Below are 12,972 nucleotides of genomic sequence, written 5' to 3' on the forward strand. Positions count from 1 at the left end.
CAGCCCCAATCCACGCCAGAGCAGGGACCGGCCCCGCCATGGGTTCATGGACCAGACCCGATCCCGGACCACTCCGACCGAAAGGAACCACCCCGTGCACACCCTCACCGCCGATGACACCTGGGACCGCCTCGGCTCCATCGCCCATTTGCTCCACCAGGCCGCCACCCGCGTCTGGGAAGGGGCAGAGCCCGACTCACCGCTGCAGTCCCTCGGTCTCGGCGTCTACCTGGTACAGGCGCAGGCCAGCTCGCTTCTCCCCGAGGACTACCAGCTGCCCGACGTCGACCAGGAGGACCTCGAAGGGCAGAGCGCACTGCAGCTGCTCACGGCCGCGGAGGAGCTCACCCGGCCACTCCCGGCCCACCGCCCCGATCTGATCAACAGCTCCCAGCTGGTCGTCGACCTGTGCGACCTGATCCGGGAGGCACGCGACCTTGGATGCTGACCGCCGGCGCGGCTTCGCCGACGTCGACGACGCGCTCTTCGACACCACGCAGATCCCACTCACCTCTCGGGACATCCGCACCGTCGGCGAGCTGCTGCACGACATCGACCACACCGCGCGCCACCTGCTGATGGACGTCGCCGGCGACGACGCCGGCCGGCTCCTCCACGGCTGGCCCGACCTGATCACAGCCGCGGCGTCGCTGTGGAGCAGCCTGCCCGGGCAGGGATTCGGGGCAGGCGCGCACACCCGCGATGAACCCATCACCCGCCTGGTCTCGGTCGCAGACGCGATCGGCAGGAGCCTGCGCAACACCAGCTGGCCACCGGCGAGCCGACCCGATCGACGCATGACTCAGATGACCAGGACCCTCGGTCACGCCGACGACCTGGTGCACCGCTACGGCGCCGACATCCCGCTCCAGCGCACCGAGAGCTACCGCGATCTCGAGGCCGCGCGGGCTCGGATCATGCACGCCCTGTACGTCACCGCCCACGCCGTCGGCGTCTCCCTGCACCAGCACGGCCACAGCCGGTACCAGGCCGCGCTCGGCAGCAACCGGCCCATCGAGCTCAGCCAGCGCCACGCCCCCTATGCAGTACCGCCGACCACCGAGTGGATCCGCCGCATGGCCGTCTCCGAGGCGGCCGCGGGCAGGTACCTCGATGGACGGTTCACCCAGGCGCTCCGGGGCGAAGCCAGCCGACCGATCGAGGACGACACCCGGATCTCCCGGGCCCTCGCCGGGTGGGACATCCAGGCCCACCGCACCCTCGCCTCCGACGCATGGCCGACCAACATGGTCCTCATCACCCGCACCCAGGGCCTCATCGCCGGCGCCGCCATGGTGCTCGTCGACGCCGCACACCACGCCGGCCACCTCGAGCCCACCGACCGGCTCTCACCGGCGATCGCCGAGACTGGCCGTGCCTGGAGCAACCTCGCCAGCCGCTGGGGCGACCTCACTGCCCCGGATGCTCGTCTTGACCCCGACCTGATGCGCACGGCCGCCGAAGTTCGTGCCGCCTTCCGCGAGTTGACCCACGCCTCCACCACCATGGCCAGCCTCGACGTCATCGCCACCCGGCCCGGCCTCGAGCGCGGCACCCGCGCGACCCTCCATGCCCTCGAGTCCGGTTCGGAGCTCGCCTACGTCATCGGCGAGAAGGCCCATACCCCCGGTCTCACCGGACCCGCACGAGCGCTCTCGATCCGCGCGCACAACGACGTCGAGTCCACCCTGGCCAACCCGCACCCAAACGGCGACGTCGTTTGGATCTCTCCGGCAGAGATTCTCGCGCGCAAGATCGTGCTCGCTCCACGCCCTGTGGTCGAGAGCCTGCTCATCGCCAGCGCGCTGACCGTTGAATCCTGCAACCGGGCATGCACGGCTTCGCTCTGCCACGCAGTCACGACGGAACTGGGCAGTCCCACAGGCGACGATCGCAGACTCGCCCTCTCAGAGCAGCGCAGTGAAGTGGTGCCTGGCACGTCGTTGGCAAGGAATCACCCGATTCCACGCTAGGTGACGCCAGCAGATTCGTGGCGGCGCCGTCGTCTCATCTTCGGGTCTGTCATCGCCCTACGACGGCGTGAACCGCAACTCGAAAGCCCCCATCACGCCCATTCTGTCCGCCGACGTCCGTGGCCGTCCACGCTCATCGCCCGGCGAACCCTGCCCACAAGTTGCCCACAAGACGGGCGAAGAAGCAGCAGAGGCGGCTTCCGGATGTCTCCGAAAACCGCCTCTGACCTGGTGTTTCTCTTTGTAGCGGGGGCAGGATTTGAACCTGCGACCTCTGGGTTATGAGCCCAGCGAGCTACCGAGCTGCTCCACCCCGCGTCGGTGAACACAACGTTAGGGCATGGCCCCAAGACCAGCCAAATCCGGAAGCCCGGATCCACAAGCCGGACCGGTGAATCGCACGCCAAACGGGTGTTTCACGCCGCCGTACGACGGCGCCTAGCGTCGTTCCCATGGACAGATGGACGAACTGGGCGGGCGACGAGCACTGCACCCCTGCCGTACTCGAGCAGCCGACCACCGTCGACGAAGTCGCCGACGCCGTGCGGCGTGCCGGTGATGCCGGACGTACGGTGCGGGTGGTCGGCGCCGGTCATTCCTTCGGCGACATCGTCTGCACCGACGGATCCCTGATGACGATCGACGGGCTCAGCGGCCTGCTGCACGTGGACGAGGAGGCCGGTCTGGTCCGGGTCGCGGCCGGCACCCGGCTCCACGAGCTCAACCGGTTGCTCGACCTCGAGGGGCTGGCGCTGGCCAACCTCGGCGACATCGATGCGCAGACCGTCGCCGGTGCGATCTCGACCGGCACCCACGGCACCGGGCGGTCGCTCGGCAACCTCGCCACGTTCGTGGAGTCGCTGGAGCTCGTGACCTCCGACGGCACCGTGCTCGAGATCCCCGCAGCCGAGACCGAGCTGCTCGCCGCCGCGCGGATCAGCCTCGGGTCGCTGGGGGTGATCACGGCCTACACGCTGCGCGTCGTACCCGCCTTCAACCTCCACTCCCAGGATCGCCCTCTCGCCCTGGCCGAGGTGTTGACCGACCTCGACGACCTGGTCGACGGCAACGACCACTTCGAGTTCTTCTGGTTCCCGTTCACGGACACCGCACTGACCCGCGCCAACAACCGCACCGACGGGCCCGCGAAGCCGGAGAACCGGCTCGCGAGCTACGTCAAGGGAACCCTCGTCGAGAACAACGTGCTCGACCTGGTCTGCCGGCTGGGGCGACGGCAGCCACAGCGGATCCCGCAGCTCAACCGCGCTGTCACGAAGCTGCTGCCGTCGTCGAGCCGGGTCGACCGGAGCCACCGGGTCTTCGCCAACACCCGCTCGATCCGCTTCACCGAGACCGAGTGGGCCGTGCCGCGCGAGGCCTGCCGGTCGATGGTGGAGGACATCCGCTCCCTCGTCGAGCGACAGGACCTCGCGGTGAACTTCCCGATCGAGGTCCGCTTCGTCGCAGGTGACGAGGCGTCGTACCTCAGCCCGGCCTACGGACGCGAGACCGCCTACATCGCGCTGCACATGTACGACGGCATGGCCTGGCAGGGGTTCTTCTCCGAGGCCGAACGCATCGCTGCGGCGTACGACGGCCGTCCCCACTGGGGCAAGCGGCACGGTCTCGACGCGGCCGCGCTCGCACCTCTCTACCCGGAGTGGGAGCGCTTCCAGAACGTCCGGGCGAAGCTCGACCCTGACGGCCGCTTCGCCAACGACCACGTGCGCCGCGTCTTCGAGGCACGATGACCACGACCGTCGACACCTTCGCCCTCGACCACAGCCGGCCCACCGGCGGCGTCGGCTACAGCGCCCTGGAGCGGGCGACCGCTCACCTCGAGCCGCCGTTCGCCGTGATCGACGTCGCCGCCCTCCAGGCCAACGCCCAGGCGATGGTCGCCCGTGCAGGCGGCAAGCCGATCAGGCTCGCCACCAAGTCCGTTCGCTGCCGGGCGATCAGCGACGCAGTCCTGCGAACCGATGGCTATGCGGGAATCCTCGCGCTCACCCTCGCGGAGGCACTCTGGCTCGCCGAGGAATGCGACGACGTCGTGGTCGGCTACCCGACGGCCGATGCCACGTCATTGCGCACCCTGGCCGGCGACGCCCGACTCAGCGCACGGGTCACGATCATGATCGACGCGACCGACCAGCTCGACCTGGTCGAGAGCGCGATCGGCGCCGTTGGGCGCGGCAGCCACCGGATCCGGGTGTGCATCGACCTCGACGCGTCACTCCGACTGCTCGGCGGTCGCGTGCACCTCGGGGCACGCCGGTCCCCCGTGCACAGTCCCGAGGCGGCGGCAGCGCTCGCGCGCGAGGTCGTACGGCGCCCGCGGTTCCACCTGGTCGGGCTGATGGCCTACGAGGGGCAGACGGCGGGGGTCGGCGACAACGCTCCGGGCTCGCCGCTGGGCCGGCTGCAGATCCGCGCGATGCAGCGCGTCTCCGTGAGCGAGCTCGCCGTACGCCGCGCGGAGGCCGTGGCCGCCGTCCAGGCGGTTGCGCCGCTGGAGTTCGTCAACGGAGGCGGCACCGGCAGCATCGAGCAGACCGTCGCCGAAGCGGCCGTCACCGAGGTCGCCGCGGGGTCGGGGCTCTACGCGCCGGTCCTGTTCGACCGCTACCGCTCCTTCCAGCCGCACCCCGCCGCCTTCCACGTCCAGTCCGTCGTACGACGTCCGGCGAGCGACCTGGCGACGGTGCTGGGCGGCGGCTGGGTCGCCTCGGGAGCCGCAGGCCGCGACCGGCTGCCGACACCGAGCTGGCCGGCTGGACTCGAGCTGACCGTGACCGAGGGTGCCGGCGAAGCGCAGACGCCGCTGCGTGGGCCGGGTGCCGGCAACCTGCGGGTGGGCGACCGTGTGTGGTTCCGGCACGCCAAGGCGGGCGAGCTGTGCGAGCGCGTCGACGTGCTCCACCTGGTCCGGGGCGACGCCGTCGTCGCGACCGTCCCGACCTACCGCGGCGAGGGAAAGGCATTCCTCTGATCCGACGACGCGGACCGCTACGATCCAGACATCACTGACCTGCACACGCGCAAGCTGCGCTACTTCATCGCCGTCGCCGAGGAGCTGCACTTCAGCCGCGCGGCCGCGAGGCTGTTCCTTGCCCAGCAGGCCCTCAGCCGGCAGATCCGGGAGCTGGAGGACGAGCTCGGCGTCCCGCTGTTCATCCGGAGCACGCGCAAGGTCGACCTGACGGCGGCTGGCGAAGCCTTCCTCATCGGAGCGCGCGCAGCACTCGATGCCCTGGACCAGGCCGTGGCCACGGCCACCCGGACCAACCGTGCTGTCACCGGCACCCTGCGCCTCGGCTTCTTCCCCGGCGCTGCGCTCGAGCTGACGGCCCCCATCGTGACCGAGTTCCAACGGCTCTACCCCGACGTGACCGTCGAGATGCACGAGTCGCCGATGGTCGACCCCTCGTGCGGGCTCGTCGACGGCACCTCCGACCTGGCCCTGATGCGACTTCCCGCGAGCGTCGACGGGATGGACACCGAGACGCTGTTCACCGAACCGCTCGTGGTCGCGGTCTCCACCGGTCATCCCCTCGCGCACCGCCAGAGCGTGACCGCCTCCGAGCTGCTCGAGCTGCCCATCACCCTCTCGCACACCCCGGATCCGGTCTACCGCTCGTTCTGGGTCCTCGACAGCTTCCGCGCCGACGGCCCGACTCCGCAGATCGTGGTGACCAGCTCGGTCACCGAGGAAGCCCAGCTGGTCTCCACCGGCACCGCCGTGTGCGTGACCGCCGCCGCGGCCGTGCGGTACGTCCCGCACCCCGGCATCCGCTACGTACCCATCGTCGACGCGCCGCGTTCCGAGGTGGCGCTGGTCTGGCGCCACGGCCATGCGTCGCTGCTGACCGAGCGCTTCCGCGAGTGCGCGGTGGAGGTGCGCGACCGGGAGACGGAGATCCTCGACCGCATCGAGAATCCCTTCGGCGCGGCCCGGGACCAGCGGGCCTGACAGACGTCTCCTGACCCACGCCGAGCGGCCACCGAACGGTCCCCACCGGGATCCACAACCAGATCAGGTGAGTCCGTGCGGAAATGGGCGTTTCTCTTCCCGTAACCACACCGCGAGAGTCGGGGGGTCGGTGTGAGACCGGCGTCACACCGAAGGAGATCCCCTTGCGCGTCCTGTCCCTGACCTCTGCACTGGCGCTGGCCGCCGGCATCCTCGTCCTCGCACCGACCGAGGCCGGCGCGGTCGACGTCCCCGGTCCCGGAGTCGGCCACTACGTCGCCCTCGGTGACTCGTTCACCGCCGGTCCACTGATCCCGGGCATGTCCTCGCTCGAGTGCGTCCGCTCGAACAACAACTACCCGAGCACGCTCGCGGTGAAGCTGGGCATCTACTACGAGGACGACCGGTTCTCCGACGTGTCCTGTTCGGGAGCCGACACGACCTCGATGGCGGGCGAGTTCACCACGCCGATCGGGACGACCGCGGCTCCGCAGTTCGACGCGCTCCGCCCCGACACCAATCTGGTCACCCTGGGCATCGGCGGCAACGACGAGAGCTTCTTCGGCACCATCATCGGCGAATGCCCGGGCCACCGGGACTCGGATCCGACGGGCAGCCCGTGCAAGGACGCCTTCACCGTCAACGGAGTCGACACCCTGGCCGCCATCGTGCCCCGCACCCAGCAGCGCGTCGCCAAGGTGATCCAGGGCATCAAGGCACGCTCACCGCACGCGAAGGTCCTCGTCGTCGGCTACTTGCGGCTGGTGCCCGCTGACGGCGTGCCGTGTGAGGACGTCCCGCTGGCCACCGGCGACATCCCGTGGGTCGACGGCCTGGAGCGCAAGCTGAACGCGGCGGTCCGGCAGGCGGCGAACGACAACGGGGTCACCTTCGTCGACACCTACGGCCCATCACTCGGCCACGATGCCTGTGCCGGCGACGATGCGTGGGTCCAGGGCAACTACCTCAACATCTTCGAGGGCATCGCCTGGCACCCGCTGCGCTCGGGCATGGACGCCGTCGCCCAGCTGGTTCACGACAAGCTCAACGGCGTCGACCTCGCGGCCAACCGCCTGGTCACGGCGTCGTCGACGGAGAGCGGCTACGCACCGTCGCGGGCAACGGACCGCAACCCGTACACGCGCTGGGCCAGCGACTACTGGCGCGACGGCGAATGGCTCAAGGTCGACCTCGGAACCCGCAAGACCGTCCGCCGCCTGGAGCTCAACTGGGAGTACGCCTTCGCCAAGGGTTATCGCATCCAGGTGTCCGACAACGGCAGCACCTGGCGGACCGTGTGGACGACGGTCAACGGCGACGGCGGGCACGACACGGTGCAGTTCGCCGCCACCACGGCCCGTCACATCCGGATCGTGGGCGACCAGCGCGGCACGGGCTACGGCATCTCCCTGTACGACGTCGAGGTGTACGGGTCCTGACCTACGGTCCGGTCCGTGGCACCGGAGCAGCCCAGCCCCGCCGCACCGCGAGCAGCCGCCAGCCGATCGTGACAGCGGCTGCCGGCGCGATCATGACGGCTGGCTCGACGCCCAGCTCGGCACCGGTCGCTGCCACGGCAGCGCCGGCCAGCGCAGGGATGGCGTAGAGCTCGCCGTACCGGAAGATGACGGGCACGCGCCCGACCAGCAGGTCACGGATGACCCCGCCACCGACACCCGTGACCATGCCGAGCGCAGCCGACGGCGCCGGTCCGAGGCCGAACTCCTGGGCCTTGAGGGCACCGGCCACGCAGAACAGTCCGAGCCCGAACGCGTCGAAGACGTTGATGACGCGCTCGAGCCGCTCCACCGCCGGATGCCACGCGAAGGTCACCAGCCCACCGACCACGGGAACCAGGAGGTACCGCCAGTCGGCCAGGGCCGGCGGGGGCACCGCTCCGATCACGACGTCGCGGATCACACCGCCACCGAGACCGGTCGCCATCGCCAGCCCCACGACACCGACGATGTCGAGCTGGTTGCGCACCGCGACCAGCCCGCCCGAGATCGCGAAGACGAAGATCCCGACGAGGTCGAGGGTCAGGAGCATGACGGCCCCTGACTACTCGGCGTCGCGCTGGTCGGCCAGCTTGACGGCCTCCTCGACGGCGGTCTGGGCGATCTCAAGCTGGCGGGCCCACTCGACCGTCTCGCCCTTCGACTGGGCCTCCTCGGCTGCCTTGAACGCGTCGTCGGCCTTCGTCAGCTGCGCGGCGATCTGCTGGTCGAGGGTCAGGTCCGGCTCCTCCGGCGTCTCCTCACCCGGCTCCTCACCCGGCGTCGGATCGACGGGCGTCTCCGCGCCGCCGAGCTTCACGCCGAGCGCGTCGGCCAGCGCCGAGGGCAGGTCGCGATCGATGCCCACGCGCGCGCCGTACTTCACGATGACGTACTGGAGGATCGGGAACGCCGACGTCGCACTGCGTGCCGCATAGACCGGCTGGATGTAGATCAGCCCGCCGTTCACCGGCAGTGTGAGCAGGTTGCCGAACCGCGGCGGCGTCGCTCCCGCGACGCGGTACTGCTGCAGCTTCTGCGCGACCGCGTCGTTGCCCTGCATCTCGTTCGCGACCTGGCCGGGCCCGGGCGTGTTCTCGTCCGCCATCTCCAGCAGCCGCAGCTTGCCGAAGCCCTCCGACGTCGCGTCCGAGTTCACCTGGAGGTACGACGTCAGGGTGTTCTGCGCGCCACGGGGCTTGAAGACCGAGGTCAGCGACCAGTCCTTGGTGTCGTCGACCCCCGTCGAGAACAGGCGGTACGGCGGCTGGAACACCGCACGTGCGGCGTTCGGGTCCTCGGGGACCTCCCACCGGTTGTTGCCGGAGTAGAACTCGCCGGCGTTCTCGACGTGGTACTTCGCGAGCTGGTACCGCTGGACCTTGAACAGGTCCTCGGGGTAGCGCAGGTGCGCCATCAGCTCGTCGGAGATCTCGCTCTTCAGCGTGACCGAGTCCGGGAAGACCTTCATCCACGTCTTGAGGATCGGGTCGGTCTCGTCCCACTGGTAGAGCTTGACCGTGCCGTCGTACGCGTCGACGGTCGCCTTGACCGCCGAGCGCATGTAGTTGATCTCGTCGGTCGGCAGCGTCTGCAGCCCGGTCTCCTGCTGCAGCGAGTCGTCGATCATCGCGTCGAAGGACTCACGCTGCGCGTTCGGGTACTTGTCGGTCGTCGTGTAGCCGTCGATGACCCACTGGATCCGTCCGTCGATGACGGCCGGGTAGGGGTCGCCGTCGACGGTCAGCCACGGCGCGACCTTCTCGACCCGTTCGAGCGGCGTGCGGTTGTAGAGGACCTTCGAGTTGCTGTTGACGCGGCCCGAGAGCAGGAAGTTCGGCTCCCCGAACTTGATGGCGTACATCAGCTGGTTGAAGCCGCTGCCGACCTTGACCCCACCCTTGCCGTCGTACGTCGTCGTGGTGCGCTCGTCGTCCGTCGCGTCGTCGGTGCTCGGCAGGCCGAGCTCCACGTCCTTGGCGTCCTTGTCGGCCTTGCCGACGATGGAGTACGTCGGGCTCTGCTCGCCGAAGTAGACGCGGGTCTCGAACTTCTCGGCGTCGGTCAGGTCGCTGCCGCCGACGATGTCCTCGCCCCGGATGCCCTCCGCCCAGACGATCCGGCCATTGGCCTGGTCCGCGATGTTGATCTTGTTGCCGTACGCAGCGATCAGGCCCTCACCGTGGGTGTACTCGGTGTGCAGGTTCGACCAGTTCTGGTCGGAGGCCTGGATGCCGGACTGGTCCAGCTCGCGCACGCCGAGGACCAGCGGCACCTCCTGGCCGTCGATGACGTAGCGGTCGACGTCGAGGACGGCGGGGACCGAGTAGTAGGCCCGGATCCGCTGCCGCTGCTGGAAGGTCTCGCGGACCTGGAGCGGGTCGACGACGGGCGTCGTCGTCAGCTGGCCGAGCACCTGGCTGCCCTGGGCCTGCGTGGTGTCTCCCGACGGGATCCCCTGGTACGACGTCTCGGTGGTGATGTCGCTGAGCCCGTACGCATCACGCGTGGCATCGATGTTGGCCTGGATGTAGCTGTTCTCCTTGTCGGCCTCCGACGGCTTCACCTGGAAGTTCTGGACGATGGCTGGCCAGATCATGCCGAGCAGCACGGCCGACAGCGCCAGCAGCGCGAGGCCGACGGACGGCAGCTGCCACGTGCGGCGCCAGATGTTGAGGAAGAACAGCACGGCGCAGATCAGCGCCACCGCGACCAGGATGTTGCGCGAGGGCAGCACCGCGTTCTCTGCGGTGTAGTTCATGCCGGTGAAGAGCCGGTGGTCGTCGGTCACCAGGTCGTAGCGGTCGAAGAAGTAGTCGACCGACTTGGCCAGCACGAAGGCCCCGAGCAGCACGGAGAACTGCACCTGGGCAGCACCGGAGAGGCGGTCGTGCTGCTGGTTCAGCCGGATGCCGCCGTACAGGTAGTGCACGACAGCGGTCGCGATCAACGCGACGACGGCGATCGCCATCGCGAAGTCGATGACGAAGTTCCACCACGGCAGCTCGAAGACGTAGAAGCCGATGTCCTTCTTGAAATAGGTGTCCTTCTGCCCGAACGACTCCGCGTTGCGCCACAGCAGGAAGGTCCGCCACTGGCCCAGCGCCGACGTACCGGCGAAGATCCCGACGACCAACGCCACCCCGGCGAGCAGCCAGCCACGGATCGGGGTCACGGCGTCGCGGTAGCGCTCGACGCTCGCGTCGCCACCGGCCATCCGGAACAGCGGGCGGAAGCGGTAGGCCAGGTGCATGTTGAGCGCCACGACGGCGCCCATCAGCGCGCCGAAGACGAGGAACAGGCCGACCCGGGTCCACAGCATGGTGCTGAACACCTGGCCGTAGCCGACCTCGCGGTACCAGAGACGATCGGTGTAGATCGACGCGAAGGCGGTCAGCAGGAAGAAGCCGACGACCAGGATGACGCCCGTGATCACCAGCGCGCGGGCGCGGCGGCCGGGACGCTCGGGAGCCGGGCGCTCGGGGTCTTCGTCGAACAGGTCACTCATCGTTGCCACCCATGGGTTCTTCTTCCAGCGTGCCACGCAGGAGTTCGAGGAGGGCCGGCACCAGGTCGGTACCGCCCATCACTGCACTGTCGTTGTCTTCACTGCGCAACCGGAGCGCGCAGTAGGAGGCACCCGACCGGGTCACCCCGGCGACGATGCGTACGTCTTCCGCGTCGGGGTGCTCCCGCGCGAATTCCTGTGCTGCGGTGGGGTCCTCGGGCACCTGGCCATCCACCGCAGGCGGCAGGACCAGGCGCTCGACGACCGCCACGCACCCGACGATCACGTCCGGCCAGACGATGCCCGGCAGCACTTCCTCGAGCTCCTGGCCCTCGGGCAGCTCGTCCTGCTCGATCGGGGTCAGCGAACCGCGCTCCATCGGTGAGTCCAGTCCGAGCTGGGACGCCAGCGCCGGCTCGTGCTCGACGATGTGGGCCGTGTCGACCAGTGCGTACAGCCGCGCCGGCTGGTCCCAACCCGCGCGGGCGTTGTGCCCCTCGACCTCCAGTACGGCGGCCGCGAGGGCCAGGTCGACATCCAGCTCGTAGTCCATGGGCTCGCTTCGTCGCTTCGTTCTCGGCGTTGTCGTGGTCAGCAGGTCGGGAGCTTGGCGTCGTGGTCGCCAGCCCACTTCTCGAGGGCCAGGCGGGCTTCGTGCATCGTCGTCGCCTTGACCAGTCGCAGGTCGGGATCGAGGTCCTTGACGTCGGGGCAGTTGTCCTTCGGCACGAAGAACAGCTGGGCTCCGGCCTCTTGGGCCCCGGCGATCTTCTGCTCGATGCCACCGATCGGTCCGACGGTCCCGTCGGGGTTCAGCTCGCCGGTGCCGGCGATGGTGGCGCCACCGGTGAGCGATCCCGGGGTCAACGTGTCGTAGATGGCCAACGAGAACATCAGGCCCGCGCTCGGACCGCCGACCGACGGGTCGACCCGCAGCGTGATCTTGAACGGGAAGTCGTAGCCGAGCCCGACCGACACCCCGACTCGCGGCGTGCCCTCCTCCTGCTTCGGCTTGACCCGCACGTTCAGCTCACGGCCGTCGCGCAGGATCTTGAACTCGACGATGCTGCCGTCCTCGTGCTTGCGCACGGCGTCGACGACGTCCTGCCCCTTGGTGACGGGCGTGCCGTCGACCTCCTGGAAGATGTCGTGGACCAGCAGCTTGCCCTCGGCCGGGCCGCCCTTGCTGACGGCCGCGACCTGGACCGCCGTCGGCACGTCGGTACCGAGCTCCTTGAGCGCGATCGCCTTCGCGACGTCCTGCGACGTCGTCATCTGGATGGCGCCCTCGGCCTCTTCGTCCTCGGCCGACTGGTCCGGCGGGTGGACGACGTCGTACGGCACGACGGCCTTGTCGCGGTCCAGCCAGCGCGACAGCGCATCGCCCAGCGTGAGCTTCTGTCCGTACGACGACGCGACCACCGTGGTGAACCGGATCTGGCCGTCGTCGTAGTAGGCCTTGTGGCCGTCGACCTGCACCAATTCGGCCTCGTCGGCGTCCTTGCCGAGCACGTCGAACGTGGGTCCCGGACTGTAGGAGGCGTAGGGCAGCGGAATCGCGAGGGCGACGCCGCCCAGGATCAGCACCAACGGTCCCGCGATGCACACGGCAATCAGGCGCTGGGTCATGGCGCCTACCTTCTCAGACGGCGCCAATCAGGACGCGCGGCGGTCGCTGGTCGGCTGCTCGTCGGCCTCCGCGGCGGGCTCCACGACCGGAGCCACGGCGGGCTCGATGACGGGCTCGACGACGGCCTCGTCGGCCTTGCCCGGGATGATCACCGGTCGCGCCTTCGAGGGCCGCACGGCCACGCCCGAGGCCCGGTCCGGGGTGCGGGGAGGTACGGCGTAGCCGGGGCGCGAGGACTGCTCGCGCGACAACGCCTCACCCAGCTTGCGAGCGGCGGCCTCGCGACCGGCGTCACTCACCACGCCCTTGCTCTCGCGGCCCCACCAGCCGACCCCCACCATCGCGGCGAGGGTCACCACGGCGGCAGGCACCAGCCAGAACAGGATCTCCAT

Annotated in this window: 11 protein-coding genes, 1 tRNA gene and 1 pseudogene; 7 read left to right on the top strand and 6 right to left on the bottom strand. The window is 69.5% G+C overall.

From position 1 onward, the window contains the following. Positions 1–94: 94 nt before the first annotated feature. Together ACOACQ_RS03685 and ACOACQ_RS03690 are read left to right on the top strand one after the other, a co-directional pair. The gene (locus ACOACQ_RS03685) at positions 95–448 is read left to right on the top strand and encodes a hypothetical protein (protein WP_420287625.1); all 354 of its coding nucleotides are present in this window, start codon (positions 95–97) and stop codon (positions 446–448) included. After that, complete coding sequence (locus tag ACOACQ_RS03690) at positions 438–1,973, top strand: hypothetical protein (RefSeq protein WP_420287626.1); 1,536 nt, start codon at positions 438–440, stop codon at positions 1,971–1,973. The genes ACOACQ_RS03685 and ACOACQ_RS03690 overlap by 11 nt, the downstream gene beginning before the upstream one ends. A gap of 244 nt (positions 1,974–2,217) precedes the next feature. Here ACOACQ_RS03690 and ACOACQ_RS03695 read toward each other — a convergent pair. Next, positions 2,218–2,291, bottom strand: a tRNA-Met gene (locus ACOACQ_RS03695). Between the two features lie 134 nt (positions 2,292–2,425). Between ACOACQ_RS03695 and ACOACQ_RS03700 the strand changes: the two genes are divergently transcribed. From ACOACQ_RS03700 to ACOACQ_RS03720, 5 genes and pseudogenes are all read left to right on the top strand, one after another. Further along, entirely contained in the window at positions 2,426–3,724 is a 1,299-nt protein-coding gene (locus ACOACQ_RS03700) for a D-arabinono-1,4-lactone oxidase (RefSeq protein ID WP_378602535.1), read from the top strand. Further along, positions 3,721–4,965 carry an alanine racemase gene (locus tag ACOACQ_RS03705; RefSeq protein WP_378602532.1) on the top strand — a complete coding sequence of 415 codons (1,245 nt, stop codon included), beginning with the start codon at positions 3,721–3,723 and terminating at the stop codon, positions 4,963–4,965. The genes ACOACQ_RS03700 and ACOACQ_RS03705 overlap by 4 nt, the downstream gene beginning before the upstream one ends. Before the next feature lie 54 nt (positions 4,966–5,019). Then, a pseudogene (locus tag ACOACQ_RS03710) lies at positions 5,020–5,178 on the top strand (helix-turn-helix domain-containing protein); the annotation flags it as partial. 60 nt (positions 5,179–5,238) lie between these two features. After that, complete coding sequence (locus ACOACQ_RS03715) at positions 5,239–5,946, top strand: LysR family substrate-binding domain-containing protein (RefSeq protein WP_378602529.1); 708 nt, start codon at positions 5,239–5,241, stop codon at positions 5,944–5,946. A 164-nt stretch (positions 5,947–6,110) separates the two neighbouring features. After that, entirely contained in the window at positions 6,111–7,385 is a 1,275-nt protein-coding gene (locus tag ACOACQ_RS03720; protein WP_378602526.1) for a GDSL-type esterase/lipase family protein, read from the top strand. A gap of 1 nt (position 7,386) precedes the next feature. Here ACOACQ_RS03720 and ACOACQ_RS03725 read toward each other — a convergent pair whose 3' ends face one another. From ACOACQ_RS03725 to ACOACQ_RS03745, 5 genes are read right to left on the bottom strand one after another with little or no spacing between them, the layout of a single operon-like run. Then, a complete protein-coding gene (locus ACOACQ_RS03725; RefSeq protein WP_378602524.1) occupies positions 7,387–7,995 on the bottom strand; it encodes a trimeric intracellular cation channel family protein in 609 nt (202 codons plus the stop codon). Between the two features lie 12 nt (positions 7,996–8,007). Continuing rightward, positions 8,008–10,950 (bottom strand): UPF0182 family protein, encoded by a 2,943-nt coding sequence (locus ACOACQ_RS03730; protein ID WP_378602521.1) that lies wholly within the window; start codon positions 10,948–10,950, stop codon positions 8,008–8,010. Beyond that, positions 10,943–11,503, bottom strand: a complete 561-nt coding sequence (locus ACOACQ_RS03735; protein ID WP_378602518.1) for a PPA1309 family protein — start codon at positions 11,501–11,503, stop codon at positions 10,943–10,945. Before ACOACQ_RS03735 ends, ACOACQ_RS03730 begins: the two co-directional genes overlap by 8 nt. Positions 11,504–11,541: 38 nt before the next feature. Continuing rightward, complete coding sequence (locus ACOACQ_RS03740) at positions 11,542–12,579, bottom strand: PDZ domain-containing protein (RefSeq protein WP_378602515.1); 1,038 nt, start codon at positions 12,577–12,579, stop codon at positions 11,542–11,544. Between the two features lie 27 nt (positions 12,580–12,606). Further along, positions 12,607–12,972, bottom strand: coding sequence for a hypothetical protein (locus ACOACQ_RS03745; protein ID WP_420287627.1), 366 nt, complete (start codon positions 12,970–12,972; stop codon positions 12,607–12,609).

This window comes from Nocardioides sp. CPCC 206347, from assembly GCF_048654605.1.
In the GTDB taxonomy this organism is placed as follows: Bacteria; Actinomycetota; Actinomycetes; order Propionibacteriales; family Nocardioidaceae; genus Nocardioides.

Excerpts from the sequence above, each read along its gene's own strand:
- ACOACQ_RS03700 (WP_378602535.1), top strand. The coding sequence starts at position 2,426 with ATGGACAGATGGACGAACTGGGCGGGCGACGAGCACTGCACCCCTGCC.
- ACOACQ_RS03705 (WP_378602532.1), top strand. The coding sequence starts at position 3,721 with ATGACCACGACCGTCGACACCTTCGCCCTCGACCACAGCCGGCCCACC.
- ACOACQ_RS03725 (WP_378602524.1), bottom strand. The coding sequence starts at position 7,995 with ATGCTCCTGACCCTCGACCTCGTCGGGATCTTCGTCTTCGCGATCTCG.
- ACOACQ_RS03730 (WP_378602521.1), bottom strand. The coding sequence starts at position 10,950 with ATGAGTGACCTGTTCGACGAAGACCCCGAGCGCCCGGCTCCCGAGCGT.
- ACOACQ_RS03735 (WP_378602518.1), bottom strand. The coding sequence starts at position 11,503 with ATGGACTACGAGCTGGATGTCGACCTGGCCCTCGCGGCCGCCGTACTG.
- ACOACQ_RS03740 (WP_378602515.1), bottom strand. The coding sequence starts at position 12,579 with ATGACCCAGCGCCTGATTGCCGTGTGCATCGCGGGACCGTTGGTGCTG.
- ACOACQ_RS03745 (WP_420287627.1), bottom strand. The coding sequence starts at position 12,972 with ATGGAGATCCTGTTCTGGCTGGTGCCTGCCGCCGTGGTGACCCTCGCC.